Genomic DNA, 26,409 nt, shown 5'->3' on the forward strand with positions numbered 1-26,409 from the left:
TTAAATACTTTGGGCTGTTATCTTTTTCGCATTGACGAAACAATCTGCGTATAGCTGTTCTGGTAATGATGGTCTCCGGGAAGGAAATTAAGAAAAAAGTTCTTCATCATGATATCGGCCAGTGGTTTCGGGTTTTCCAGCTCTCCGTAGAAACAGTAGACCGGGATATTTATTTTTTCCACTTCGTCCTTTACCTTATAGGTCCTGTTGTCATCACCGGTGCTAATCAGATCTGTTAAACGAACCTTAAAATCAGAGGATAAATATGGCGACAGTAACTGAAGCTGGCTGACTTTAATTTTTAAATCAGCAGGGAGCCTGTTATATATAAACGGAACAACATCTGCACCAAAAGAAAAACCGCTCAAAACAATTCTCCTTGACTTCCACTCTTCACTGTATTTTCTGATCACCTGGATAAAATCATTCGCGGTTTCATCCGGGGTTTTTTGATGCCAGAAATACGTCCTGGAGTTAAAACCTACAACATGGTATCCTCTTTTTGTATACTGAACCGCCAGTGTATCATTAAAACCAAGCCAGCCCCCATCGCCAGAAAGCAGCACGATCATTTTTGAGGCCATTGGGTTTGACGGGTGATAAATAATTAGCGGGAGCCCAAATTCTTCTGTTTCAATCCCCCTGTTTGCTACAGTCCTCCTCTTTAGCAAAAGGCCGCAACTGCTAAAAAAAAACAGGATAAACAGGCATGTAAAAATTTCTTTCCACCTATATTTATACACGTTAAGCATAACACGCAAAAGCATTTATAATAATAGGCTTATTTTTGCTATTTCCGGATAGCTTTTTGCATAATGGTGGTCTCCGTTCAAAATAATTACCTTAAAATCAGCTTTTTTGAGTTCACTTAGCGGCTTTTCTTTTTCAAGGTCGCCATAGTAACACGCTACAGGCACATCCATTAATTTAACTTCTGAAGCAATATTCATTGAGCGTACAGAGTTATGTGAGCCAAGTAGGTCCATAACGTGAATTTCAAAATCTGTAAACGAAGAGGGCGAAATTAACTGGATTAAAACTATTTTATTTTTTAAATCATCCGGCAATCGCCTGTAAATAAAAGGAGCAACATCCGCACCAAATGAAAACCCACATATTACAATCTTCTTTTTATGCCATTCGCCTGCATATTTATTCAACAGTTCAGCAATGTCATTAGCAGTTTCCTGGGGAGTTTTCTTTTTCCAGAAATATTTTAAACTGTTCAATCCAATAACATTGAATCCGTTTGAAGCGTAGCAATCAACAAGTTTCTGGCTAAAGGTATTCCACCCGCCATCTCCTGAAATAAAAAGAACCAGTTTATCTTCCTTATCTATTTTGGCTTTAGTAATAATTACCGGAAGATCCGCAATGATCGTTGAGCCATCATGATGTGGAATAATTGCGTTAACGTTACCGGCGCATAATGTCCCGGTTAGCAATAACAGTATTAAGAGTCTTATGCGCTTCATTGAAATTATGGTTTCATTACTTTATTAAGCACATTTGGCAGACTGATAAGATCATAATGATTTTCATAGATCAAATACTTATTTTGCCATGCAGGCAAAAACTTCTCTTTAAAATCTCTAAGCCCCCGGTAGTGTCTGAATTGCTGAAGCTTTTCGTATGCAAACTTTAGCGTTTTTTCAGGCAGGTCTTTTGCCTGGTCAATGCCGGATAAGGGCGCCAAACCCAGGTTAAGGTATTTATAATTATTAAGCCTGCAATAGTCTATTAAGGCTATAATAAGTGCATCGTTTACTCCGCCCGGGGCCTCGCTGCTTTTTCGGATCAGGTCATATGTTGCTTCATTGGGGGCAAAATCAGGGATTATATTTAAAAAGCCAAAAACTTGTTCATCATCATTTTCTACCGTGATAATGGTTTGGTTTTTTAGCTTTTCCCAGTCAAACATTCCTTGTGTAAATACAATTTCTTCACGGTTGGTACTTTTAAGCCAATCGTTAGAAACGTATTCCAGCTTTTGAAGCAAGCCATCCTTGATGGGTGCGTGATAAATATTGGTTTTAAACCCGTTTTTTTGAAGGCTGTTTAAACCATTCCGCATAGACTTTTTATTCTTGCCTTCTAAAGTGAACTTATCAAGATCAACTATAGCTTCCTGTCCAATGATGAGCGATTTTTTTCCAAGGGAATGAAAAAGGCGCAGGCTTTCTTCTTCAACCCTGTAATAGGCTGATCGCACACCCGATTCAATGCAAAACTCTTCAAACTCTTCCAGCAGCGTCATCTCGTCCTGTCTGTTTGCGCAAACCGGCTGCTCCAGTACAACAGCGAAACTACCTGCCATTCGATAGGAGATCAAGCCTTCACGCCGCTTGCCGAAATACAATAGCTTATCTTCATAAGTTTTAAAATAATCTACAGGCGATGATCCCAGCTTTTTGATAAGGCCCTCGGCTTTAATAAAATCTTCATCATCATGTTCAATGCTAATAAAGTATGGTTTAAGCACCGTAAAAAAAATAAGACCGAGTGATAAAGTCCCGCTAATGCGGATGGTACTTAAGAAAACAGAGGCGAATTTTGTTTGGGGAGCCAGGTCCTTTACATCCAGCAAAACAAAATTATAAAAGGTGTGCTTGATTGAGTCCAGAAGATGAAAGTCGATGCCAAAATGCCTCTTATCTAAAAAATAAAAACCGGTAACCCCATAAATAATAATTCCGCTGAATATCAATATAGAGGATTCTATCCCAATGGTTTGCAGGCGGATACTATGCTTTATATAATATTGTTTTTTGGTAAACCATAACACCAGTAACACAATAAGGGCTAGTATTCCCTCTTCGTAATCAAAGGCTTTGGTTATATTACCAATTAATGATAAAACGCAAAGCAAAATAGAAAACCGCCATGCGTTCTTTAATCCTTTAAAAAGAAATGTTGAAGTGATAATAAGAAGCAAGCCTGCTATAAATACCAGGTAATTGGATGCTGAAATGGTATCAGCCGGTAAAAAGGTTTTTAACAACCGTACCCGATACCCCAGAGATGGGGTTAAAACTGAAATAATATTGATCAAGCCTAATCCCAAAAGTAAAAGTGCCGGGATCACCCGAAGTATCATATTTCCTTTTCTGAGAATAAAGCTAACAATGCCTGCAAATACCGGCAGCCAAAACTCAAACAAGCGATAAATAAGCGTTATGGCCAATGCTTCTGAAGTGGAATACCCATAATGTTTTAATATTACGGTAAGAGAAAATTCAATGGCCCCAATTCCTCTTAAAAACGGAGAAATAACAAGTATTAAGGTTGCTATAACATAGCCTATCAGCGCTATCTTCCAGCTTGCATCCGCCCCCATAACCAGCATGGCGATGTAGAGGTGTGCTACACCGGCAAAATCTATTAAGATGGCATAAATGTTCACAAGGGAGAACCATAACTTAAAATCAGGATGATCTTTAAATTCCGTACTTATTTTTGGTATAAACCGGCTTAATAAACGATATACCCACCCTTTTCTAAAAAAAGAAGTTAAGACATAAAGCATTAATATCAGGAGGAAAATAATAATAGCAACTGCCTGGTTAGCCTTTTTCCAGCTATCGCCGCTTAGTGCTAAATAGGTTAAAACCGGAACTGAAAGGATAATTATTGAAACAATACCTGTAAAACCATATATAGTACTTGCAAAATGGATCCGGGTCCGGTTTTCTTCGCTGGTTTCTTTTTGGATATCCTTCGTAAAAAAGGCTAGCGAAGTTATGCTTCCTCCAGGTAAGAAAATACTGATAAGATTTCTTTTTAAGAACAGGACAGTTGATTTCCACAGGCTTAATTTTAGCTGAAGCGCCCGAAAGCTGGCCTGGTACATAAGGGCTTGTAAACAGATATACAAAGCCGTAATTATAATTCCGGTAATAATCCACAAAGGATTACCAGAGCGAATATAATTGCCTACATTTCTAAGCTCCTCTCCCTGGCTTCTGATAAAATAAATAGCAAGAATCAGCAACAGTACACCAGTAATTTCACTCAGGTATAGCCTGGGTTTTATAAAAAGCTTTTTAAACATGTATTCAGAAACGTAACTTTATTTAATGGTTTGAAAGGCCACCTAACCATTCAAAGGCAACCCCTATTTTAAATCTTCCTCAAAATTGGTAAAGTTTTCGTTACATTCATTTAATATAACAACACACAGTGCCTCCACGTAACTTTAAAGGTGAGATTTTACAAACAGATGAAATACATTACGGATAACACGGTGCTTGTGCTACACCTGTAAAAGAGTTTTATGGTTAAAATGCTAATAAGCCTAAATGGGCATGCTTTGGGGCGATATCTTTTATAATCTAAAAATTGGGGCTAATTGCTGGGGTGTCATGCCACATTTCAAAACTTTGATAGAATATTAGAGCCTGTAATATAAAGAAGGCCGTATTAAAAGTTCCGGAACATGTTTTGCTCTTTTGTTTTTAATACAGCCTTTCCTGCCTGCTTATATTTCTCCGCATAGTATTTCCGGACACATATGACGGATGGGAGAACACGGATCACTTGGGCAGCATCTAAAGCACAGTATAGGGGGAGTAATACCACCACCCATAACATTTTTCATTTGCTCTCTTGTAAGCATTTCTCCTTTCTGAAAGGTTGAAGGTTTTAGACTTGGTTTTTTCATTTTTCTTCGGTTTAAAATTTTGTGGTTAATACTGTAATATTAATTACTGAGTTAAATTTCTTAAACAAAAATTACATTTCAAAATATAAACGCCATTATTTAATACCTATAGTTAAATTATAGAATATGCCTGATTAATATTCAATCCTGCAAAAAGGCCCTCAAAGCCTATAAATAAAGGAGCATCTTCAGCAAAAATAGGAGGGTTAAAAAAACAAGCCTTCGAAAATTATTTCACCCTCTTCATCCTTGAAAAAGGATAGCCATTGCAACCTTTCATCGGGTTACCCCTGTCGGCGGCGGCGGTTGCCTCGGCAATAGCATCAGTTGCGGCGTTGTAGGCAGTAAGGCAATAGCCCCACTTCCATGCGCCCATATTATCAAAGGTCATATAATCTATCCGGGTATAAAGATTTCCCTCGCCCGGGTTTTTAGCATCATTTTTTGCAATAAGGTACATTTTCTCCGGGTTCCATTTAATAATGTGAAAACGGGTATTAGGCAATTGCAGCCAAAGCGTATCATTTATTTTATAACGGATCTGGTAATCATCTTCAAAGCTGCCAGTCATGTAGGCAGGAGGTTTAATGGCGGAGGCAGAATGTGCCTGCCCGTAACTTTTTGTAAGGGCAAACACGAATAGTCAAAGGAAGATTGTTTTTTTCATTTGATATAAGTGATAGAGCAATATAGTTATTAATAGCAATGGTGTGCAAACTTCAACCTCTTTGCCATGGAAATGGCTTTCAGAACTTAAACACTCCTTATTACGCAGGTCGAAGGCCTGCGGGAAAGAAAGTACAAAACGGGATAATAAGATAAATCAATAATCATAATTGCCTGTTTTCTTGATATTTTTACATCCTGTTAGATGACAGGCACGTATGATCCTTTCGTCCTTTTCAGAAAACTATTAATGAAAATTGCATAATGGCTTTAGAACCAAAGGCTGACAATCCGGTACAGGTATATTCCGATAATTCAATAGAGGTAGCGGTATTGCTCACGCTTTCCGGCGGATTTCTGGATGTTTTTACTTATGTGGGCCATGGCCGCGTTTTTGCGAACTCCATGACAGGGAACATCGTGTTCCTTGGAATTGATATTGCAACCGGGAACTGGTATCAGAGCATGCGGCATATTCCGGCTATTTTAGCATTCTTAACCGGGGTGTTTATCGCTTACAGAATGCATTTTCCATCTGTTTTGAAACATTTTCCCAAACCCGCACTTACCTGCCTGGGGCTTGAAATTATTGTCCTTATCACCGCCTCGTTTTTATCGGCATCATTTCCTGATATTTTATTAGTGCTGTCAATATCACTGGTTGCTGCCATGCAAAATTCAAGTTTTACCAGGCTGGAATCATGGACTTATAACTCCGTGATGACCACCGGTAACCTGCGCAGGTTTGCGGAAGCATTTTTTAGGGGAACTATGCCGGGTTATGACCCGGTTTCATTTCGCGAAGCCCGTTTATTCGGCCTGGTTTGCCTCAGCTTTTTAACCGGGGCTATTTTAGCAGCTTTAACTACTTTAAAGCTGCATGACTATGCCCTTCTTATCCCAGCCGGTTTGCTAAGCGTAGCGTTTGCTATTTGCTGGCGGAGGCAAAAAGCAAAGGTCCTCTACCTGCCATAACCGGGTATTTTTTTTCTTTTAATGAGTTTTGCCTCTCACTGCTATTTTTCTTGGCTCTTGGTTCTTGACTCTTGATTCGAATTCTTAATATTACAGCATGAAACATTACGGGCTTATCGGCTATCCACTTTCACATTCTTTTTCAAAAAAATACTTTACTGAAAAGTTTGAAAAGGAAAATATCACTGATGCGGTATATGAGCTTTATCCATTTGAAAATATAAAAGATCTGCAGGATCTGTTAGACCTCCATCCCCACATCTGCGGGCTTAATGTTACCGTTCCGCACAAAATAGAGGTGCTCAAATATCTTGACTGGATTGAACATGATGCAAAAAATGCCGGCGCTGTTAACTGTATCCGTATAAGCGCCGAAAGCCCGGTTGAGGCTGCATTTTCAGGTGAGTTAGGCATAAAAGATCATGATTTCAGACTGGAAGGTTTCAATACTGATATTTATGGTTTCGAAATGTCATTAAAGCCGTTATTAAAAGACTCGCATGACCATGCATTGGTTTTGGGTGATGGTGGTGCTGCAAAAGCAGTGAAGTGTGTATTGGAGAACCTTGGTATTAAATATAAAGTGGTTACACGCAAGCCGCTTGGCGACAATCTTTTGTTTAAAGATATTAAACCGCACCATATAAAGCTGCACACCCTTATCATTAATACAACCCCGTTGGGAACTTCGCCTAATGTTAATGAATGCCCCCCTATTCCGTATGAAGCCATAACCGAAGATCATTTACTTTACGACCTGGTGTATAATCCCGAAAAAACCTTATTTTTAAAAAAAGGCGAAGAACAGGGAGCGGCAATAAAAAACGGCTACGAAATGTTAATCCTGCAAGCCGAAAAGAGCTGGGAAATATGGACAGACAAACACATCCATCCATGAAAAAAATTGTATTGCCCATTTTAGCCATCCTGCTTTTTGCCGCTTGTAGTGGTAATCATGATTTTTCGCCAAAGCCAAGGGGATATTACCGCATTGTTTTCCCGGAAAAGGCTTATCAGCCTTATATATCGGGTTGTCCGTTCACTTTTCAATATCCAAAATATGCAGTAATTGAGCCCGATAAAAACCCTAAAGCAAAACCTTGCTGGTTAAATATGCAATTTCCGCAGTTTAAAGGAACGCTGCACCTGAGCTATGAGCATATCCTGTCGAAAAAAGAATTTAATGAACTGGTGGAAGATGCCCATAAGCTAAGCTTTAAGCACACCGTAAAAGCAACAGGTATTGACGAGGGTGTTATCAGTTATCCCGACCGTAAGGTTTACGGCATTTATTATACTATTGATGGCAACGCGGCATCATCCGTACAGTTTTATTTGACTGACAGCACCAAAAATTACATTCGAGGAGCGCTTTATTTTAATTCTGAGCCCCGGCTTGATTCCATCCAGCCTGTGCTTACTTTTGTGAAAAAGGATGTGGATTTGATGATAAAGAGCTTTAAGTGGAAGTGAGGGGTGGAGAGTCCGAAAGTCCGGAAGAAGGAAAGTGGGGTTCTAAAAAGCATGGAGTAGTGCGATTTCCCTCTTGAGAGGGGTGAAGGGGTGTGTTACGCCATTGCATGAAAAGGGATAGCCTTGCGATCACTATTTGATATCAGAATTGTTTAAGATTTTTATATTTAGAATTTAAATATTACCGCCATGTATAAAGCCTTTTTATTTTTTGCTTTTGGATTGATGAGCTGCTTATTAGCCAAGGCACAGACGCCAACTTTTGATGTGCAGCACTACCGCTTCGCTATCCAGCTTAACGATGCCAACGATACCATTAAAGGTCAGGCTAAAGTGCGGATCAAGTTTTTGAAGGATGTAAATTCGTTTCAGCTTGATCTTGTTAAACAAAAGGGCTCCAAAGCTGATTCAGGCGGTAATGCCAGCAGTGAGCATGTAAGAAATAATAAAAAAACAAATAACAACGGTAAAGGCATGCTGGTGTCTTCCGTAACCGAAGATGATAAAGCTGTTCCCTTTATACAGGAGGCTGAAGCTATTACCATTAAGGCAGGCGCGGCAAATAACAGCATCCATAGCTATACAATAGCTTACAGTGGCATTCCTGCCGATGGGCTCATCATCTCAACCAATAAATTTGGGCACCGTACTTTTTTTGGTGATAACTGGCCTAATCGTGCCCATAACTGGCTTCCTTGTGCTGATTATCCGGGCGATAAGGCGCAGGTTGATTTTGTAGTTACCGCGCCAGATCATTATGGTGTTGTTTCAAATGGTTTAAAGGTTGAAGAAACCGTTTTGCCAAACCATTTTAAGCTTACCCACTGGAAAGAAACCGCATTGCTTCCAACCAAAGTAATGGTAATTGGCATCGCGGATTTTGCGATAGATCATCCCGGAGATGCAGATGGCATTCCTGTATACACCTATGTATTCCCGGAAAATAAGGATGCCGGTTTTAAAAACTATGCGGTTGCAACTGAAATTTTGCCTTATTACATAAAGCATGTTGGTCCTTTTGCTTATAAAAAGCTGGCCAACGTGCAGTCAAAAACCATATTTGGCGGTATGGAAAATGCTGGGGCCATCTTCTACTTTGAAAACTCCACCACCACAAAAGGGATTGAAGAGCTAATGGCGCACGAAATTGCCCACCAATGGTTTGGCGATGCTGCCAGCGAAAAAAACTTTGGGCATGTTTGGCTGAGCGAGGGCTTTGCCACCTACATGACCAACCTTTACCTTGAAAACAAATATGGTGCGGACACCTTAAAAAAGCGTTTAGTTGAAGACCGGGAAACTGTTTTCGGCTTCGAAAAGAGGAGACATACGCCTATTGTTGATACTGCCGTAAAAGACAATTACATGCAATTGCTAAACGCCAATAGCTACCAAAAGGGCGGCTGGGTATTACACATGCTCCGCAGAAAATTAGGTGATCAGGCATTTTGGAATGGCATCAGGAACTATTATGCTAAATACAATGGCGGTAACGCTTATACAAGCGGTCTGCAAAAAATAATGGAGCAGGCCGGTGGAAAGGATCTGAAACAGTTTTTTCAACAATGGGTTTACACCCCCGGCCATCCCGATCTGGGGATTAGCTGGAAATACGATGCAACCAAAGGCATGGTTGAACTAATGGTTACTCAAAAGCAGGATTACTTATATGAAGTGCCGATAGAGATTTCCATAGATAAACAGTTGCATACTGTCAGCCTAAAAGACAGGATCACCACAGCTCAGTTTAAAGTTGCTGCAAAGCCGACAGATGTAAACGCAGACCCTAATGTGAATTTGCTGGCAACATTTGCGGTAAGCGAGGGTAATTAGGGTTATGATTTACTTCAGCCCACCTTGCCCGCGATATAACTTTACCGGCTTATCCAGCTTTAGCTTTAAAACCGTCATATACTTATCCTGTACTCCATCGGGCAGGTCTATATATACCAATCCGGGCACAGGGCTCCATGATATTTTACCTACAACTTTATAGGTTAGCTTAGCGCCATTACCTAGAACCGAGATCTCGTCAATTTTACAATCCAGCCCTTTGAGCATCAGTTGTCCGCTTGTTTTGCCCGCTACAAATAAATAAAGCGTGGTTGAATCTTTTGATAAAGTTGTAGGGCCATAAAAATGCCCGGCCGGGATTCCTCCTGTAGTATTAAATATAGCTTCTGCATGCTTTTTATTCCATGCCCCCAGCTCTTTCAACACGTTAACTTCCTGGTCGGGAATAGTTCCGTCTTCTTTTGGGCCTATATCTAAAAGCAGGTTCCCACCATTGGCAACCACATCTGCAAAAATGGTTATGATCTCGTAAGGTGTCTTCCAGTTCTGATCTGCCTGCTGATAGCCCCAGTTATCATTAATCGTCATACAAAGCTCCCACCAGTTAAATGGCGGCCGGGTAACGGGGAAATTTTGTTCAGGTGTATTATAATCTCCATAGCCCTGCAAACGGCCATTAATAATTGCAGCGGGGTTTTTAGAAAGTATAATGTGCCGTACTTTTTCCGCCTCCCACTCTTCGGCGCTGTGCTCCCAATCGCCATCAAACCACCACAGATCGGGCTTAAACATATTGTTTATTTCGGTGATCTGCCCCTGGAAAAAGGTTCTGAAATTATTCCATCTGTCATAATCTTTTTGCACTGCATAACGCGAACTATCTTTTAAAAAACCCGGATAGTTGGGATGTGACCAATCAATTAATGAAAAATAGGCGCCGCACTTAATGCCCCGTTTGCGCAATTCCTCGAAAAAAGGTTTTACCATATCCCTGTTAGCGGGCGCAGCCTTTACTATGCTCAAGTTATCCTGTTTCGTATCGTACATAGCTACCCCGTCATGATGTTTGGTAGTAATAACCGCATATCGGGCGCCACTTTCCTTAACCAGGTCAGCCCAACTTGCCGGGTCATATTTTTTGAGTGTGAACCCGCTAAGCTGTTTCATATAATCAGCATAGCTGATCTTTTTATTATGAAAGCTCCATGATTCATCAATACCATTTACCGAATAGATGCCCGCATGAATAAAAATGCCCAATTTGGCATCGGCAAACCATTCCATTTTCTCTTTAATGGCTTTAGGATCAGTTTGCGTTTGAGCTCGGCAATAAACAGATAACCAACAAAAAAGGATCAGCAGCATTGTTTTTTTCATCACGACGGTATTTTGATTCATAAATAGACCATGCAATATTAGTAAGTTTTTATTTATGGGTTCGGATAGAAAATCAGCGAAATCCCTTAATCATTTTTAATCAGCGGTTCTCTTTACACGGCAATGAAAAATAATCGACCAAAATTCCGTACTTTTGTGGGCTTTTTAAACTAGGATTTATGGGATTAATAGGATAGCAGGATTTTAAGATCTGCTTATCGTTTAAGCCAATCATAGTAAAAACAGCAGAATTACCGCAGTCAATAAAATAAGCGGTCAAAATTATGTTAGAGAAATTAGAAGCAATATTTCAACGCTGGAAAGATGTAGAAGCTGAACTGAGCAGCCCTGATGCCATGGCTGATATGAAGCGTTTTGCCCAGTTGAATAAAGAATATAAAGACCTTGCCAAAGTTGTTGATCAGTACAACATCTACCGCAACATCATGAGCAATATTGAAAGCAACAAGGAGATCTTAGCTACCGAAAAGGATGAAGAATTCCGCGAGATGGCTAAGATGGAGCTTGACGAGTTGCTGACTAAGCAGGATGAGATGGAAGAAACCATCCGCCTGATGCTGATCCCGAAAGATCCCGAGGATTCAAAAAATGCAATCATTGAAATTCGTGGTGGCACAGGTGGTGATGAAGCTGCCCTTTTTGCCGGCGACCTTTACCGCATGTATATGCGCTATTGCGAAAGACGCGGCTGGAAAACTGAGCTTGTTGATTATACCGAAGGTACATCAGGCGGTTACAAGGAAATTGTATTCAATGTTAATGCAGAAGACGCTTACGGTAATTTAAAATATGAATCGGGCGTGCACCGCGTACAGCGCGTACCTGATACGGAAACCCAGGGCCGCGTACATACATCGGCAGCTACTGTAGTGGTATTACCGGAAGTGGATGAGTTTGATATCGATCTGCAGGTGAGTGATATTCGTAAGGATCTGTTCTGCGCATCCGGTCCGGGTGGGCAATCGGTAAACACAACGTATTCTGCGGTAAGGTTAACACACATACCATCGGGTATTGTTGCACAGTGCCAGGATCAAAAATCTCAATTGAAAAATTACGATAAGGCATTACAGGTATTGCGTTCAAGAGTTTATGAAATGGAGCTGCAAAAGCACCTGGAAATAACCTCCAAAAAACGTAAAACAATGGTATCAACCGGTGACCGTTCTGCCAAAGTACGTACCTACAATTACCCGCAAGGCCGCTTGACTGAACACCGGATAGGCTTAACCATATATAACCTGGTTGGCGTTATGAACGGCGACTTACAGGACATAATGGAAGCCCTGCAATTTGCTGAAAACGCCGAGAAGCTGAAAGAAGGAACGGTAGCGTAATTTTTGAAGCCATCCGGATTTGTGATGCAACGTTTTTTGTAAATTAAGCGTCTACTACGCAATGAAAAAACTTACATCCCTGCTGTTGATCTCCCTGGCTGCGCTGTGTACTTACGGGCAGATAAATCATAACGACTCTAAATTTTCTGCAACTGAGTTAAAGAGCGATCTCGCGTATTTAAAAAACCAGTTGTACACCGTACATGTTGATCCGTATACGGAATTCAGCAAGGCGCAATACGACCAGCTTTTTGAAGCCATCGATAAAAAACTAGCCGACTCGCTTACAGCGACCGCCTTTTTAAAAATGATTAAGCCGGTTATTGCACGCTTATGTGATGAACACGCGCGGGCTGATTTGCCCGAAAAACTGCTTTGGGCAAGCTATCAGAAGGAGGATGTGTTTTTGCCGATCACTCTTTCAAGACAAGGAAGCGCTTACCGGGTTGAAAAGGTATTATCTACGGGGACCGGGATCAACCCCGGCGACATCATAACCAGAATTGATAATAAACCAATTACAGAGCTGCTTGATCAATGCGCCTTATTCTCTTCGGGTTATGCCGATCAACGCTTGGAAAAGGCATTCCTGCAATTCGGCTACTTGTATACCTGGACATTGCCGGGCATTCAGAGCAGTTATGCTATTAAAACAGCGGCTGGCCGGAACGTTATAGTAGCGGGCGTTTCACTAAAAACCTGGGAGGATGAGCTGAACCGGCAAACAGGCTGGGGCTCAGCCTGCGATGAAAAGATCTCCTATCAAAAAATTGACAACGCCGGTTATATTACCGCGTGCTCATTTAATATCCCGCCAAAACAACTGGATTCTATCCATGCTAAGATTGAAGCGGTGTTTGAACAGGTAAACAAAGACAAGCCCGATTACCTTTTTATCGATATCAGCAAAAACAGCGGCGGGCAGTCTGTTGTAGGCCGGATGTTGATTGATGGATTTAATGATAAACCTTATAGCGGGTTCAGCTCAAATTTTAAGAAGAGCCAGGATTACATTAACCTTTTAAAATCATGGAAGGTTGAGGCGGATGATTATTATAAGGCCGCGCCCGAAGGCAAAGTATTTCACTTTTCGTCAGATACCACATTTCCGCCTGAGCATAACGATAAACGATTTAAGGGAAAAGTGTTTATTATAGTAGGCAACGGTACCTTTAGCAGCGCCATGATGATGGCAACATGGATAAAAGACAACCATTTGGCTGTAATAGCCGGCGAAACACCCAGGATAGGGCACCCAAATGGCTTTGGTGAACTGTATAATACCAAGCTTCCCAACACTAAAATAAACTTACTTTTTGGCGTAAAACAATGGATAAGGCCAAGCGGCGATTTAAAAGACAACCTGCTGAGGCCCGATTTACAGGTTAAGCTAACAGATAACAAACATGAGCTGATAAACAGTGTGCTTGAAAAAGTAAACTAAATAAGTTTCCGTCTCTGCTCTTGTCATCCTTAAGTCTTTTTACTTTATTGTGTGGCATATAATCGCTGTTTTACGATTATCCAAATTGCCATTTCATCTCATTTTCATAAAGCCCCGTTACTTTAGCAACGTAAACTTTAGCCATATTCTGCATTTATCAAACAAAATGCTGTATAAAAGGGGGGTTAGCTGAAGTTATTTTTAATGCTTTTTTAAATTGTAAGCGTATGTTAGCAATAAAGACCATTTCTCATAATTCAATCATTTTTAGGCGTTCAGTGCGGTTGATGGGTGATCAGTTTGAAATTAGTATTGTTGGCAATAACCCATCATGGGCCGAAGATCGTTTTGATGATGCTGTGGCCGAGATCAACAGGATTGAAAAACTATTAAGCGCTTTTGGTGAAGATAGCTGCATTAATGAAATAAACCGCAATGCCGGTATTAAGCCGGTAAAAGCAAACGCCGAAATTTTCAGATTAATTGATCGCTCCCTGCAAATATCTGCACTTACCCACGGGGCATTTGATATTACTTATTACACTGCCGATAAAGACAATTCAAACTTTGATACGGTTCAAAATAGCAATACAGCTGTAAAAGCCGGGGTTAGCAATGTGAACTATAAAAGTGTTGAGCTTAATGCAATTGAACAAACTGTTTTTTTGAAAGAGACAGGTATGCGCATTGGTTTTGCCTCAAACAGTAAAGGATACGCTGCCGACAGGGCAAAATATATATTACAATTACAGGGAGTAAGTAGCGGTGTTATTAATGCCGGCGGCGATTTACTTACCTGGGGTGCTCAGCCCGATAATGAACCCTGGACCATTGCAACAGCTGACCCATCACAGGAAAAACAATCTTTTGCAAACATTGCTATCAGCAATATGGCTGTGGCAACCTCTGTAAATAACGAAAAGTATGTTACTATAATTGATAAAAAACTTTTAGGTTCATTTACGCCTAAAAAAGGCTTTCCGGTAAGCAAAATTAAAAGTGTAAGCATTATAAGCACAACTGCCGAATTGGCGGATGCCATGGCGACGCCTGTGCTGGCAATAGGCATTAATGCAGGCTTATATTTAATAAATCAATTAAACCAAATAGGCGCCGTGATAATTGATGATCATGACCGTGTTTATACCTCAAAAAACATAAACATCAATTAAATTTTGTTTTTCATTTCAGTATGAATAAATAAAAGCTAAATTTAATCCATGTTGGTGTATATTTAACACTCATAATACTATTGAAATAAACCTCAATTATATAATTCCGATCAGTTTAGATTTCGTAGCGCGCAATGCTATTTATTTACTGTCCGCCGGGCAGATAATTAAATGGCCAAAAGTTTAATTGAATACTATTTGAAAAGAATTTTAACATTTCCTACTCTTCAATGATAAAGTGGTTTGCGTATATTGTCCTGTTATTAATATTTGCACCCCGTTTATCGTCTGCTAAAATAAAAAATAACCATTTTGATTTTGTTTGTAATAAATTGGAGATAAGTTTGTCTTTGAATAAGATATTGATTGATACTACCAAAACAAAAAAACAGGAACAGGAAGACAAAAAGAAGATTAAAGAAGTAGCCAAAGCAAAAAAACAGCCGAAGCCAGAGAAAATTGAACCGGGAGACAACCAGGCAACACCTAAAATAAAGCCAAAACGACAACGGAGGCCGGAAGGTTTGGAAAGACCGCCTGAAATACCAAGACGAAATGGCAACTAACAAACTCAACCCTCACATTACTAAACATTAATGAAATACTATTTTGTATTGCTTTTGCTTATAATTGGTACTGCTGTAAATGCGGCTACGCTAAAGCCATTGCTATATAAAGGCCGTGCAACATATGCGGTGGCTGATACTGATACTGTTTTCAGGAAACAGTCTGTTTCTGTTGGGGTTAATTATGGCAGCGATGTGCAGTTTTTCGGGCGTACCGGGCCTATTAAATATCCTTTTATAAGTACTGATTTTGTTTACAATGCAAAATCAGGCTTTTTTGTTTACGGTTCGGCAGTAAAAGTATTAGGGTACAATCCCCTTGTTGATGAATTTGACGTTGGAACAGGCTTTTTTTATAAATACACCAAAAATGTATCCGGTACCCTAAGCTATTCAAGATTCCTGTTTGCAAAAGCTGCAGCCGATGTAATAAAATCAGCCTCCTCAAACGATATAAATTTTAAAAACAGCTTCGATTGGAAAATAGCGAAAACAAGTATTACTTCTGATTATCTTTTTGGCAAATCAAGCGACTTTTTTCTAACCTTCAGTACCTCAAAGTATATTGAGCCCAGCTGGAGCGTTTTTGATGATAAAGACTACCTATCGTTCAATCCTACTATCAGCGCTATATTTGGCACACAGAACTTTGTTCAAAAATTTTCAAGTGATCATCCGGACAGGTTTGCCTTATACGCTATAACCGAATCACTGGAGGGATCGCCTCTGCATCCCTATAATAATGGAAGGTTTAACGCGCTTAATTACAGCATAAAGTTGCCTATTGCTTATAACAGGCCTCATTATACTTTTGAAGCATCGTGGAAGTATTCCATCCCGGTTAATGTGGAGGGTGAATTAAAAAACAGGCACGAGGTTTTTTTTAACCTGACATTTTATTACCTATTTTTTTAAACAAGTATGAATGTTTTGATAATTGAAGATGAAAAGGCGCTGGCAGACGAGTTGGAGATTTTTCTGACCAATTACAACTACATCTGCGAAGTGTGCTTTGACGGAACATCAGGCTCTGAAAAAATTGCTGTTAATCTTTACGATTTTATTTTGATTGATCTTGGCCTGCCGGATTATGATGGCCTTGACCTGCTTAAGGAAGCTAAAAAAAGCAACCCCGAGGCCATATGCATTATCCTGACTGCCAGGGCCGAAGTTTACGACCGCATAAAAGGGTTGGACCTGGGTGCTGACGATTATTTACCAAAACCATTTTCTTTATTAGAACTGCAAAGCCGTATGCAGGCCATAACCCGCAGGCGCTTTGGACTAAATCAAAGCCTTGTTGACCTGGGCGGGTTCTTAATAAATTTAACCGAACGTACCATTACCTATTATAATACCGAGGTAAACACCATAACCAAAAAGGAGTTTGATCTTATAGCTTACTTAATTCTGCATAAAAACCGTACGCTTACACGCTCGCAATTGAGCGAGCATATTTGGGGAAGTATTATAAATGATGATTACGACTCTAACTATATTGATGCGCACATTAAAAATATCCGCAAAAAGCTAAATGCCCATGCTTCGCCCGATTGGCTTGAAACCGTGCGTGGCTTAGGTTATAAAATAAAAATAAACAGTTAGAAAAAGAAGAGAGTCAAGAATCAAGATGTCAAGAGTCAAGAATTTAAAGCGGATATTTTCCGACTCCCATATCTTGATTCCCCATATCTTGATTCTTGACTCTTGATATCTTGCATCTACAATGAAGCTTAAAACCAAACTTACGCTGTTTAATACCATTTCCAAACTGGTAATTGTAACCATTTTTGTGTTGCTTTTGCCCAGTTTGATCAAAAATATTAACCAAACCTACACCGATAGTAAACTTAGGAAACAAAAAGATAAGCTACTTCGGATAGTAGAAACTCAGGGCATAAAAAGTTACATCCAGGCTGGCGAGAGCGATGCCAGTTATTACACTCCGCTTAAAGAAGATTATGTTAGCCTTGATGTTGATTCACTGCCAGGGAATATTGATACTATTAAAAATGAAAAGCGCATACTGCAGGGTGATACTATTGAATACCGCATACTGAGCCACAACTTTAAAGCCGACAATAAAAAATACCTGCTTGAAATTGCCATCAGTGTTGATGCCATTACTGAAACTACCCGGCCGCTGCAAAATATAGCATTCCTGGTTTTATTAGGAATGATATTGTTTACTATTTTGGCCGACCAGCTTTATTCAAATTATGTACTTAAGCCCCTGAGCTTAATTATCAGAACAAAACTGGTAGGCCACAAATTCCCAAATTTTGGCCCCTTTAAAGAGGTAAAAACAACCACTTCCGATTTTCAGCACCTGGATCTCAGTATCCATAAAATGATTGAAACTATTGAAAGCACTTTCCAGAAAGAAAGGGAATTTATTTCAAATGCCTCGCACGAGCTGATGACGCCTATATCTATTCTGCAATCAAAAATTGAGAACATGTTTGAGCAGGAAGATATTGTTGATGAGGTTAAAGCCCGGCTGCTGGAGATGCAAAAGATCCTGAACCGCTTAAAAAGTATCACCAAAACCCTGCTGTTGATCTCGCAAATTGAAAATGAGCAGTTTTTAAAGGAGGATAATATTTCACTATCTGCAATGCTGCAGGATGTTTATGATGAGATCTCTATCCGTTTGCAGGATAAAAATATCAGCTATGAAGCAACCTTGCCTACCGATTGGTATTTAGTTAGCGTAAATAAATTTCTGCTGTTTAACCTTTTCTTTAACCTTATTAATAATGCCATAAAATATAACAATCCCAATGGTCAGATAAAGATAGCTGCTGCCCGAGAGAACAACACTTTCACGGTTAGCATAATTGATACGGGCATCGGGATCAATGCGGAAGATATTCCTTACATTTTTAACCGGTTTAAAAAATTCAGGCAATCCCTTCAACAGGATAGCTTTGGCCTGGGGCTGCCTATTGTAAAATCAATAGCCGCGTTTCATCATATCAGGATAGAGGTGAAGTCGGAAAAAGGAAGCGGCAGCGCGTTTAAACTTATTTTTCCGCCAGGAGCTATTGAAATTAAAGCCTGAAAAGCGTTAGAAAACAGGTAATTAGGAATTTGATTGATTAATGAATATTTTTGATCAATGCATTAAACCATTGCACTGTTTCTTTGTCTAATAATGGTTGAATTTATTTTAAAAGGGCTATATACTTAAAGTAGAAAATTTCTGTTAATTAGTTATAATAAAAATATGAAAAGGTTATATAAATATGCATCCGGTTTGTTTTTAACAGGGATGCTTTCTGTGCTCTTGGTTACTTCAGCCAGCGCACAGCGTGGTGCAAGTCATGGCGGCGGCGGTATCAGGATGAGTGGCGGTGGCGGCGGCGGCTTTCGCAGCGGTAGCTTTGGCGTAACGCGCACGGCTACAGGCTTAAATGGAGCCAGCGTAAGTGCACGCAGTAATATGGCCGCAGTTGGTTACAGGGGCCGTACAGGTAGTTACCTGGGTGGCACAACTGGTTACCATGGAGGCGCATTTTACCGTACCGGCTTAGGTTACTATGGTTATCCGCACCTGGGCTTTTATTTAGGTGTTTTACCTTTTGGTTACTATCCTTTTTACTGGGGATCATCACTATATTATTATTATGGCGGCGTTTTTTACAGCCCTTATGATAATGGCGGCTACCAGGTTACCGAACCTCCGGTTGGCGCAGGTGTTCCTGATTTGCCGAAAGATGCTCAGCCCATAAAAATTGACGGTGTACAGTATTACGAGCTTGATGGCGTTTATTACAAAGAAAGTGCTGATGATAAAGGCAAAAAGATTTATGTAGTAGCCGGTAAAGATGGTGTTTTAAATACAGGTGATGAGGTTACTGATCCAAATGCGGCCGTTACAGCGCCCCAGGTTGGCGATATTGTAAATCAACTGCCTGATGATTGCCGCAAGGTATCATTAAACGGAAAAAAATATTACGTATCTCCTAATAATATTTATTACGAAAAAGTAACCGGTCCTGATGGAAACGTAGCTTACCGGATAGCAAGCTTACCAACTGATGATAAAGGTATTTAACAGCTGATATCTGTATGAAATTTGAAGGCCCTGGTGATTGGGGCCTTTTTTATTTTTGTTATATTCCTGTAAAGTTATTAAGTGTATCAAATATTGGGCGTATTCGATGCTTAATATTCAAATTATTTAGACACCAGCGGGCTGTTCATTAAAAAATATTTCGCCAGAGTAATTAATTTAACCAATAGGGAAACAAACGGATTATTTGTCTCATTTCTTCTTTTTGGCATTTACTTTGCAAGTAGGCACACATATATATAATAAATTATGAAAACTTTAAAAACCAAAATAGCTACATTCAGTATAGCTTTGGCAATGGCAGGCATTTTAGGAGCAGGCTGTAATTCTTTAACTAAAACCCAAAAAGGCGCGGCCATTGGAGCAGGCGGTGGCGGTGTTATAGGTGCTCTGATAGGTAAAGCTGCCGGGAATACCGCATTAGGTGCTATAATTGGCGGTGCAGTAGGCGGTACAGCAGGTGCTTTAATAGGCCATAAGATGGATAAGCAAGCTGCGGAAATTAAAAACACAGTTCCCGGAGCTACTGTTACAAGAGCCGGTGAGGGTATTATTGTAAATTTTAGTTCAGGAATATTGTTTGATACGGATAAGGCCGACGTAAAAGCGGCTGCTCAAACTAACCTGCAAAATCTTGCTAATTCCTTACAAAATAATCCGGAAACCAATATTCTTATTGTTGGCCATACAGATAATACCGGGTCTGATGCCCACAATATGGATCTTTCTATAAGAAGAGCCCAGGCCGTAAAATCAATAATTACTGCTGATAATATAAACGGTTCAAGATTAACTGTACAGGGAAAAGGTGAAACAGAGCCAATTGGCGATAACAACACGGTTGATGGTCGTGCACAAAACCGCCGTGTAGAAATTGTTATTGTAGCTAATGATCAAATGAAAACAGAGGCTAAAACAACCGGTCAATAAGCTGGCGTTTTAGCAATTAATTATAAAATGTAGTAAAACCCTGCCTAAACCCGGCAGGGTTTATTGTTTTATATGGCTTAAAAATGTTTGTAATCAATAAGTTAAACGTTATTTTTGTTTATGATTAAAAGATCAGGCGCATTTATATTAACCCTATTGTATTTAGTTACAGTAACGGGCTTTGCGCTTAATCTGCATTACTGCTTTAATTCTGTATATTCTGTAAATATAAATACACCGGCTAAAAGCTGTAGTAAGCTGTTAGCCGGAAAAATGAGGTGTTGTCATGATAAGCACTTTGAGGTAAAAGTAAAAGATACCCACCAGGCCCAGGCAACTTCTTATTTAGCCAAAACATTCAGCCTGGATCTGCCAATATTACCTTATGCTGGTGCTTACCTTACTGCAAAACAAGGGTCCCTGTCAGATTTAGTATACAAAGATCTGCCCGATCCGCCTTTAAATAATATTCCCACATTTTTAAAGACCTGCAAGCTCTTGATCTGATCAATATTAATGTGCTGCCTTTGCAGCAATGAATAATTAGTTTATAATTTTTAACTTTAATTTTTGATCGACATGAAAACTCTTAAAATATTTATGATCCTGCTGGTGCTTACTACAGGAATTGCCAAAGCTCAATTTACAAAAGCTGAATTACAGGTTAGCGGACTTACCTGTGCATTATGTGCCAAAGCCACTGAAAAAGCTTTAAAAACACTTCCATTTATCGGCGAAATAAAAACTGATCTGATCAGGAATACCTATCTGCTAACCTTTAAAAGCGGCGAACCGGTAAATTTCGACCTGATTAGCAAAAAAGTGCAGGATGCCGGATTCTTTGTGAACAGCCTTAAAGCTACCTTTGATTTTGCCAATGTAAAAGTTGCCGACAATCATTTTAGCTACGGCGGCGATACCTTCCAGGTAATGAACGGAACCAGCAAAGAGCCCGAAGGCCAGGTTGCTGTTACCATAGTCGACAAAGGCTTTGCACCAAAATCAGTATCTAAAAAATACCTTGGCCAAATAGCCGATGTGAATAAATCAACCACAGGCAGGCTTTATCACGTAGCTATATAAGCTTTATAAATAATTTATGAAGCATTTTATATTGACGGCTCTATGCCTTGCAGGCATGGCTTGCCCTGTATTTTCACAGGAGCTGTATGTAAATACCGAACCTGCCAGCAATATGGCAACCCATTCTCTTGGCATCAGGCTGGAGAATCAGGGCTATTTTAATCCTACTTACAAAAACCGGAGTACGCTTGAATTAATGTACGGAGCCAGCAAACACTTAATGGTGCATGGATCATTATATGTTTCTGATTATTACCAAAACCAGCAGCATTTTGAGGGCGGCAGTGTTTATGCCAAATACCGCTTTTTATCTGTCGACTCAGTGCAGAAGCATTTCCGCGGGGCGTTTTTTGCAAAGCTATCAGGCATTAACAACCCGATAGTTAACCAGGAAATTACTTTGGAAGGCGATAATTCTGGTTTGCAGAGCGGTGTGGTTTTTACCCAGCTTTTGCATAAATTGGCGCTTTCTGGCTCAGTAAGTTATTTACATGCATGGGATAACGGAGGGAATAATAATATCCCGGTGGCAAATGCTAAAGATGCAATTGGCTATACCCTTTCATCAGGGTACCTGCTTTTGCCAAAAGCGTATAAAAGCTACAGCCAGACAAACTTAAATCTGTACGCTGAGTTTTTAGGAAAGATAAACCCCGGTTATGGGCAAAGTTACCTGGATGCGGCCCCTGCTGTTCAGCTAATTTTTAACAGTACCATTAGAGTCGACTTTTCATACCGGATTCCCATTTATAATTCAATGGTGCGAAATACAAAGGATATGTACCTGGTAAGGGTGGAGTATAATTTGTTTAATCTGTAAAGGCCTGTAGGGTAACTTTTGTTATCGCAACCTGCTTGTTAACAAAACAACCTTGCAGTTATTAGCTGCAAGGTTGTTTTATTGTTTTTACTTCTTCTCGGGCAGTAAAATAAATTTAATCAAGTTATTACCGCTCAGATATTTGTTGGCGGCATCCTTAGTGCTTTGCGTGGTTATATTGCTAAGGTTGCTAACATGGCGCAATATCGCGTCAGGGTCATCCTGGTTTTGTGATGCGGCACCTAAATATCCGGCCCAAAAAACATTCTCCTTTAATTGTACCTGCGTTGAGCGCGCTTCCTCGGCAACAAATTTGTCAATATCGGCCTGTAAAGCGCCGGTTTGCCTTAATTTATTTATCTCGTCAAGCGCATCGCTTGTTAGTTTATCAACATCAGCAGGTGCGCATTCAAAAGAAATTGTAAAGCTATACCTGCTATTCGGGATCTTTTTATAATTAGCCCTAACACCAGGAGCATAAGTGCCTCCATCTTTTTCACGCAGCCTGTCTAACAACCTGATCTGCAAAATTTCTTCGAGGGCATCTATTTGTATGTTGCTGGCATCATTATAATCATAAGCGCCGCTAAATACTAATTGCACACTGCCTTTTTCGCCAATACCTTTATTTACCGTTTTGGTGATTTGACCAGCCGGAGGAAAAATATTTAAATTTTTATAGGTTTCTTTTCTGTTGGTTGATGGTAAGCTGCCTAAATATGCTTCTATGTAAGGCTTTAATACATTAACGTCAAAATTACCTACAAAAGTGAACACAAATGAGCTGGCATCAGCAAAGCGGTCCTTGTAAAAAGAATAAGCTTTATCCAAACTGGCCTTGTTAAGCCTTTCCGGCGTTACCACCATTTCTCTGAAATTATGATTATTTAGCGTAGAAGAAATTGTATCCTGGAAAACGCTGCCCGGGTTAAGGCCACGGTTAGCCAGCAGGGCATTTGTTTGGCTAATATTTGCCTGCCACACGTCAGCATCTTTGCGAGGTTGCGTAAAGTACAGGTAAATTAATTGCATTGCAGTTTCAAAATCTTTTGGTGTTGTGCCTGCAGTTATCCCTTGTGCAACATTGCTGATATATGGTGAAACGCTTACATTTTTGCCGCTTAAGATCTTATTTAACTGGATCTGCGTAAAATCAGCTATACCGCTGCTCCCTATAATGCCGCCTGCAAGTTCTGCCGAAGTATAGTCGTCGTCGCTCGCCAGTGATGTGCCGCCAAAGCTGTAGCCGTTTATCAGCACCTGGTCATTTTTAAACTGGGTTGGCTTTAATATTACTTTTATGCCATTGCTAAGCGTTAATGTAGTAGTCCCGATAAGGCTATCTGCTTTTGAGTCGGTGACCTTGCCTGCAGTTGGCAGCTTATCAAGTAGTGGCTTGTCGCTGGTATTATCAACATATGCAGTTACGCCCTTACCGGCAGAGCCTATCCAATCCAATATAGTTTTTTCATTTGGCAATTTGTCCTTCTCGTTATCTGGTGCTTCAATAATTATAACCCTGTTTTGGTCGCTTACAAATTTACCGGCCAGAGCATTCATCTGTTCAAGGCTGATCTTATTGATATTGTTCACATAAAAATTGTATTCGAATGACAAGCCGGGGATAGCATCGCCTGTTATAAAGTTTTGCTGGTACTCGCCAACAAAATTAGCCGACCTGGTTTTATCTCTTTCGCGGTAAGCATTGTCAATTCCTAATAATGCGCTTTGTTTGGCCCTTTCCAATTCGGTTAAAGTAAAGCCAAAACGGCGTACACGCTCAGTTTCGGCAACTGCGGCTTTAATGGCAGTTTCAAGGCCACCAGGTTTAGCTACTGCAATAGTAGTAAATGCATCCTGCCGGCCAATAAACGCACCGTAGCTGCTTTGCCCATAAACAAATGGAGGTGTTGGTTTTTGAGTTAATTCGCTAATTCGGTCACCCAGCATCTGGTTAAATAGTTGAATGCGAATGCTCTGCATAAAATCAGCCGCCGTTTTAATAGTTGTTTGCGGATGCTTTACAATAATTTCGGCCAGGGTATATGGAAATTCTTTATCTGTTGCAATTTTAACAACCGTGCCTGGTGTAGGAGGAACTGAATAAATAGTCCGAGGTTTTTCGTTAGCAGGGTTTTGCAGCGAAGAAAAGTTCCTTTTGATAAGTTCCACAACACGCTCAGGATCAAAATCACCTACGGCAATTATCGCCTGCAAATCAGGGCGATACCAATCATGATAAAAGCTTTTGATTGTTTCGGGTTTAAAAGTCTTTAATATGTCTTCTTTACCTATCGGGATACGCAACGCATAGCGTGAGTTATTAAGCAATACCGGGTATGTTTGGTTACTTAAACGCTCCTGTGCATTCTTCCCGTTTGCCAGCTTTTCGCCCAATACTACACCGCGTTCGGAGTCGATTTCTTTAGGGTCGAATGTTTGGTAGGCTGCCCAGTTAGCCAGTATGTTAAAGCCTTTTTCAAACACCACAACACTATCTGTGGGCAGAGGAAGCTGATAAACAGTTTCATCAAATGAAGTATAAGCATTCAGATCGGCGCCGAACTTTACTCCTGATTTCTGCAGGTAGCTTACCAGGTCGTTTTTTGGGAAATCGCGCGTACCGTTAAAAGCCATGTGCTCGGTAAAGTGCGCCAGCCCTTGCTGATCATCTGCTTCCAGCACTGAGCCAACCTTGTTTACCAGGTACAATTCAGCCCGGTTTTTGGGCTCTGTATTTTTGCGAACATAGTAGGTTAAGCCGTTGGGGAGCTTGCCGATTATCACTTCAGGGTCAACCGGTAAAACAGCGGCATTGGTATTAACAATATGCTTTTGCTCGGCAGTTCCCGGTTTGTTTTTGGGTGATGGAACGGGCCTTTTTTTGACCTGAGCAAACGCTCCGCCAGATGCCATAAGCAAGGCCAAAGCCGCTACAGAAATTTTATAGTTTAATTTCATCTTCTTTAATCAGGGATATTCTGCTAAGATGCAAAACGAATGCCTTAGTTACAAATTGTAATGGTTGATTATTTTTGGTTACAAGTAGTTTTCGAACCATTTCGTAGATGATTTGAGGGAATTAATTTTAATTGAATTAAAAAACTGCCAAAAGAATTATTCAACGCACTTGTATGTTATATTTTTTATCACCCTTTAAGGGTGATTTTGATATTATAATAACCTGAATTTGTAGTATTTATCTATTTTACTTCGTAGATTTAAAAAAAGAATAGAAGACAGAATAACGTCAGCTTTATAATGATTTTAACCCTCTAAAATCTGAAGCATATGATAAAGATCTCTAATATCGAAAAATGCTACCATACCGATGAGCTGGATATCGTGGCATTAAACAAAATGTCTATCGAAGTTGATGAAGGGGAATTTGTGGCAATCATGGGCCCATCAGGCTGCGGGAAATCAACCCTGCTGAATATCTTAGGATTTCTTGACGATCCCGATAGCGGAAGCTATGTTTTCAACGGCGTTGAAGTAACCCATTTTAATGAGCGTAAACGCGCAGCCCTGCGTAAGCAAAATGTCGGCTTTTTATTCCAGAATTTTAATTTGATCGATGATCTGACCGTATTTGAAAATGTAGAGCTTCCTATGATCTACACCGGTTTATCAACTTCAATACGTGCAAAGAGGACCGAGGAAATATTGGATAAAATGCATATCGATCAGCGCCGGAAAACTTATCCACGGCAATTATCGGGTGGGCAGCAGCAGCGGGTTGCATTGGCAAGGGCCGTGGTGAACAGTCCTAAATTGATACTTGCAGACGAGCCAACAGCAAATTTAGATCATGACAACGGCAAAGAAGTTATGGACTTACTGAACGAGCTGAATAAAGACGGGGCGACTATCATAATGGTTACCCATTCTGAAAATGATGCCAAATATAGTCACCGGGTTATCCGGTTGCCTGATATTCCGGTATCGATAAAAAAACAATAGTCTGCAAAAAAGCGAATAACCAACGGCTATTCGCTTTGGTGCCTTAATGG

Annotated in this window: 23 protein-coding genes; 17 read left to right on the forward strand and 6 right to left on the reverse strand. The window is 40.2% G+C overall.

The window, feature by feature from the left end; genetic code table 11:
* Positions 1-17 precede the first annotated feature (17 nt).
* The 4 genes from BUE31_RS27250 to BUE31_RS27265 all read right to left on the reverse strand — a co-directional run bounded on the left by BUE31_RS27250 (position 18) and on the right by BUE31_RS27265 (position 5,231).
* Entirely contained in the window at positions 18-752 is a 735-nt protein-coding gene (locus BUE31_RS27250; protein ID WP_159440754.1) for an AcvB/VirJ family lysyl-phosphatidylglycerol hydrolase, read from the reverse strand.
* A gap of 15 nt (positions 753-767) precedes the next feature.
* Positions 768-1,475 carry an AcvB/VirJ family lysyl-phosphatidylglycerol hydrolase gene (locus tag BUE31_RS27255; RefSeq protein WP_073407017.1) on the reverse strand — a complete coding sequence of 236 codons (708 nt, stop codon included), beginning with the start codon at positions 1,473-1,475 and terminating at the stop codon, positions 768-770.
* Between the two features lie 5 nt (positions 1,476-1,480).
* A complete protein-coding gene (locus tag BUE31_RS27260) occupies positions 1,481-4,051 on the reverse strand; it encodes a phosphatidylglycerol lysyltransferase domain-containing protein (protein ID WP_073407018.1) in 2,571 nt (856 codons plus the stop codon).
* Positions 4,052-4,889: 838 nt separating this feature from the next.
* Positions 4,890-5,231, reverse strand: coding sequence for a hypothetical protein (locus tag BUE31_RS27265; protein WP_143167281.1), 342 nt, complete (start codon positions 5,229-5,231; stop codon positions 4,890-4,892).
* A gap of 359 nt (positions 5,232-5,590) precedes the next feature.
* Here BUE31_RS27265 and BUE31_RS27270 point away from each other — a divergent pair, with 359 nt between their 5' ends.
* The 4 genes from BUE31_RS27270 (at position 5,591) to BUE31_RS27285 (ending at position 9,607) form a co-directional block, all read left to right on the forward strand.
* The gene (locus BUE31_RS27270; protein WP_073407020.1) at positions 5,591-6,301 is read left to right on the forward strand and encodes a YoaK family protein; all 711 of its coding nucleotides are present in this window, start codon (positions 5,591-5,593) and stop codon (positions 6,299-6,301) included.
* Positions 6,302-6,398: 97 nt separating this feature from the next.
* A complete protein-coding gene (locus BUE31_RS27275) occupies positions 6,399-7,199 on the forward strand; it encodes a shikimate dehydrogenase family protein (protein WP_073407021.1) in 801 nt (266 codons plus the stop codon).
* Positions 7,196-7,774, forward strand: a complete 579-nt coding sequence (gene gldD, locus BUE31_RS27280) for a gliding motility lipoprotein GldD (protein ID WP_073407022.1) — start codon at positions 7,196-7,198, stop codon at positions 7,772-7,774. Before BUE31_RS27275 ends, gldD begins: the two co-directional genes overlap by 4 nt.
* Before the next feature lie 189 nt (positions 7,775-7,963).
* Positions 7,964-9,607 (forward strand): M1 family metallopeptidase, encoded by a 1,644-nt coding sequence (locus BUE31_RS27285; protein WP_073407023.1) that lies wholly within the window; start codon positions 7,964-7,966, stop codon positions 9,605-9,607.
* 9 nt (positions 9,608-9,616) lie between these two features.
* Here BUE31_RS27285 and BUE31_RS27290 read toward each other — a convergent pair whose 3' ends face one another.
* Complete coding sequence (locus BUE31_RS27290) at positions 9,617-10,945, reverse strand: alpha-L-fucosidase (RefSeq protein ID WP_083620401.1); 1,329 nt, start codon at positions 10,943-10,945, stop codon at positions 9,617-9,619.
* 284 nt (positions 10,946-11,229) lie between these two features.
* Between BUE31_RS27290 and prfA the strand changes: the two genes are divergently transcribed.
* The 12 genes from prfA to BUE31_RS27355 all read left to right on the forward strand — a co-directional run bounded on the left by prfA (position 11,230) and on the right by BUE31_RS27355 (position 22,396).
* Positions 11,230-12,303 carry a peptide chain release factor 1 gene (gene prfA, locus BUE31_RS27300; RefSeq protein WP_073407026.1) on the forward strand — a complete coding sequence of 358 codons (1,074 nt, stop codon included), beginning with the start codon at positions 11,230-11,232 and terminating at the stop codon, positions 12,301-12,303.
* A 61-nt stretch (positions 12,304-12,364) separates the two neighbouring features.
* Positions 12,365-13,747, forward strand: coding sequence for a S41 family peptidase (locus tag BUE31_RS27305; protein WP_073407027.1), 1,383 nt, complete (start codon positions 12,365-12,367; stop codon positions 13,745-13,747).
* Between the two features lie 227 nt (positions 13,748-13,974).
* Entirely contained in the window at positions 13,975-14,919 is a 945-nt protein-coding gene (locus BUE31_RS27310) for an FAD:protein FMN transferase (protein WP_073407028.1), read from the forward strand.
* 230 nt (positions 14,920-15,149) lie between these two features.
* Complete coding sequence (locus BUE31_RS31505) at positions 15,150-15,485, forward strand: hypothetical protein (RefSeq protein ID WP_073407029.1); 336 nt, start codon at positions 15,150-15,152, stop codon at positions 15,483-15,485.
* Positions 15,486-15,515: 30 nt separating this feature from the next.
* Positions 15,516-16,400 carry a hypothetical protein gene (locus BUE31_RS27320; RefSeq protein ID WP_073407030.1) on the forward strand — a complete coding sequence of 295 codons (885 nt, stop codon included), beginning with the start codon at positions 15,516-15,518 and terminating at the stop codon, positions 16,398-16,400.
* 6 nt (positions 16,401-16,406) lie between these two features.
* The gene (locus tag BUE31_RS27325) at positions 16,407-17,090 is read left to right on the forward strand and encodes a response regulator transcription factor (protein ID WP_073407031.1); all 684 of its coding nucleotides are present in this window, start codon (positions 16,407-16,409) and stop codon (positions 17,088-17,090) included.
* A 121-nt stretch (positions 17,091-17,211) separates the two neighbouring features.
* Complete coding sequence (locus tag BUE31_RS27330; RefSeq protein ID WP_073407032.1) at positions 17,212-18,549, forward strand: sensor histidine kinase; 1,338 nt, start codon at positions 17,212-17,214, stop codon at positions 18,547-18,549.
* Positions 18,550-18,714: 165 nt separating this feature from the next.
* Positions 18,715-19,545: a DUF6515 family protein gene (locus tag BUE31_RS27335; RefSeq protein ID WP_083620404.1), complete on the forward strand. Its 831-nt coding sequence runs from the start codon at positions 18,715-18,717 to the stop codon at positions 19,543-19,545.
* A 267-nt stretch (positions 19,546-19,812) separates the two neighbouring features.
* Positions 19,813-20,493, forward strand: a complete 681-nt coding sequence (locus tag BUE31_RS27340) for a YiaD family glycine zipper/OmpA-like lipoprotein (protein WP_073407033.1) — start codon at positions 19,813-19,815, stop codon at positions 20,491-20,493.
* Positions 20,494-20,613: 120 nt separating this feature from the next.
* The gene (locus tag BUE31_RS27345; protein ID WP_073407034.1) at positions 20,614-21,000 is read left to right on the forward strand and encodes an HYC_CC_PP family protein; all 387 of its coding nucleotides are present in this window, start codon (positions 20,614-20,616) and stop codon (positions 20,998-21,000) included.
* Positions 21,001-21,072: 72 nt separating this feature from the next.
* Positions 21,073-21,576 carry a heavy-metal-associated domain-containing protein gene (locus BUE31_RS27350; RefSeq protein ID WP_073407035.1) on the forward strand — a complete coding sequence of 168 codons (504 nt, stop codon included), beginning with the start codon at positions 21,073-21,075 and terminating at the stop codon, positions 21,574-21,576.
* Between the two features lie 16 nt (positions 21,577-21,592).
* On the forward strand, positions 21,593-22,396 hold the full coding sequence (locus BUE31_RS27355; protein WP_073407036.1) for a hypothetical protein: 804 nt from the start codon (positions 21,593-21,595) through the stop codon (positions 22,394-22,396).
* Between the two features lie 87 nt (positions 22,397-22,483).
* On the opposite strand, the gene BUE31_RS27360 is transcribed toward BUE31_RS27355, so the two are convergent.
* Positions 22,484-25,357, reverse strand: a complete 2,874-nt coding sequence (locus tag BUE31_RS27360) for a M16 family metallopeptidase (protein ID WP_073407037.1) — start codon at positions 25,355-25,357, stop codon at positions 22,484-22,486.
* A gap of 330 nt (positions 25,358-25,687) precedes the next feature.
* Here BUE31_RS27360 and BUE31_RS27365 point away from each other — a divergent pair, with 330 nt between their 5' ends.
* Positions 25,688-26,359, forward strand: a complete 672-nt coding sequence (locus BUE31_RS27365; protein ID WP_073407038.1) for an ABC transporter ATP-binding protein — start codon at positions 25,688-25,690, stop codon at positions 26,357-26,359.
* Positions 26,360-26,409: the final 50 nt, after the last annotated feature.

Source organism: Mucilaginibacter sp. OK098 (assembly GCF_900142915.1).
Taxonomy (GTDB): domain Bacteria; phylum Bacteroidota; class Bacteroidia; order Sphingobacteriales; family Sphingobacteriaceae; genus Mucilaginibacter.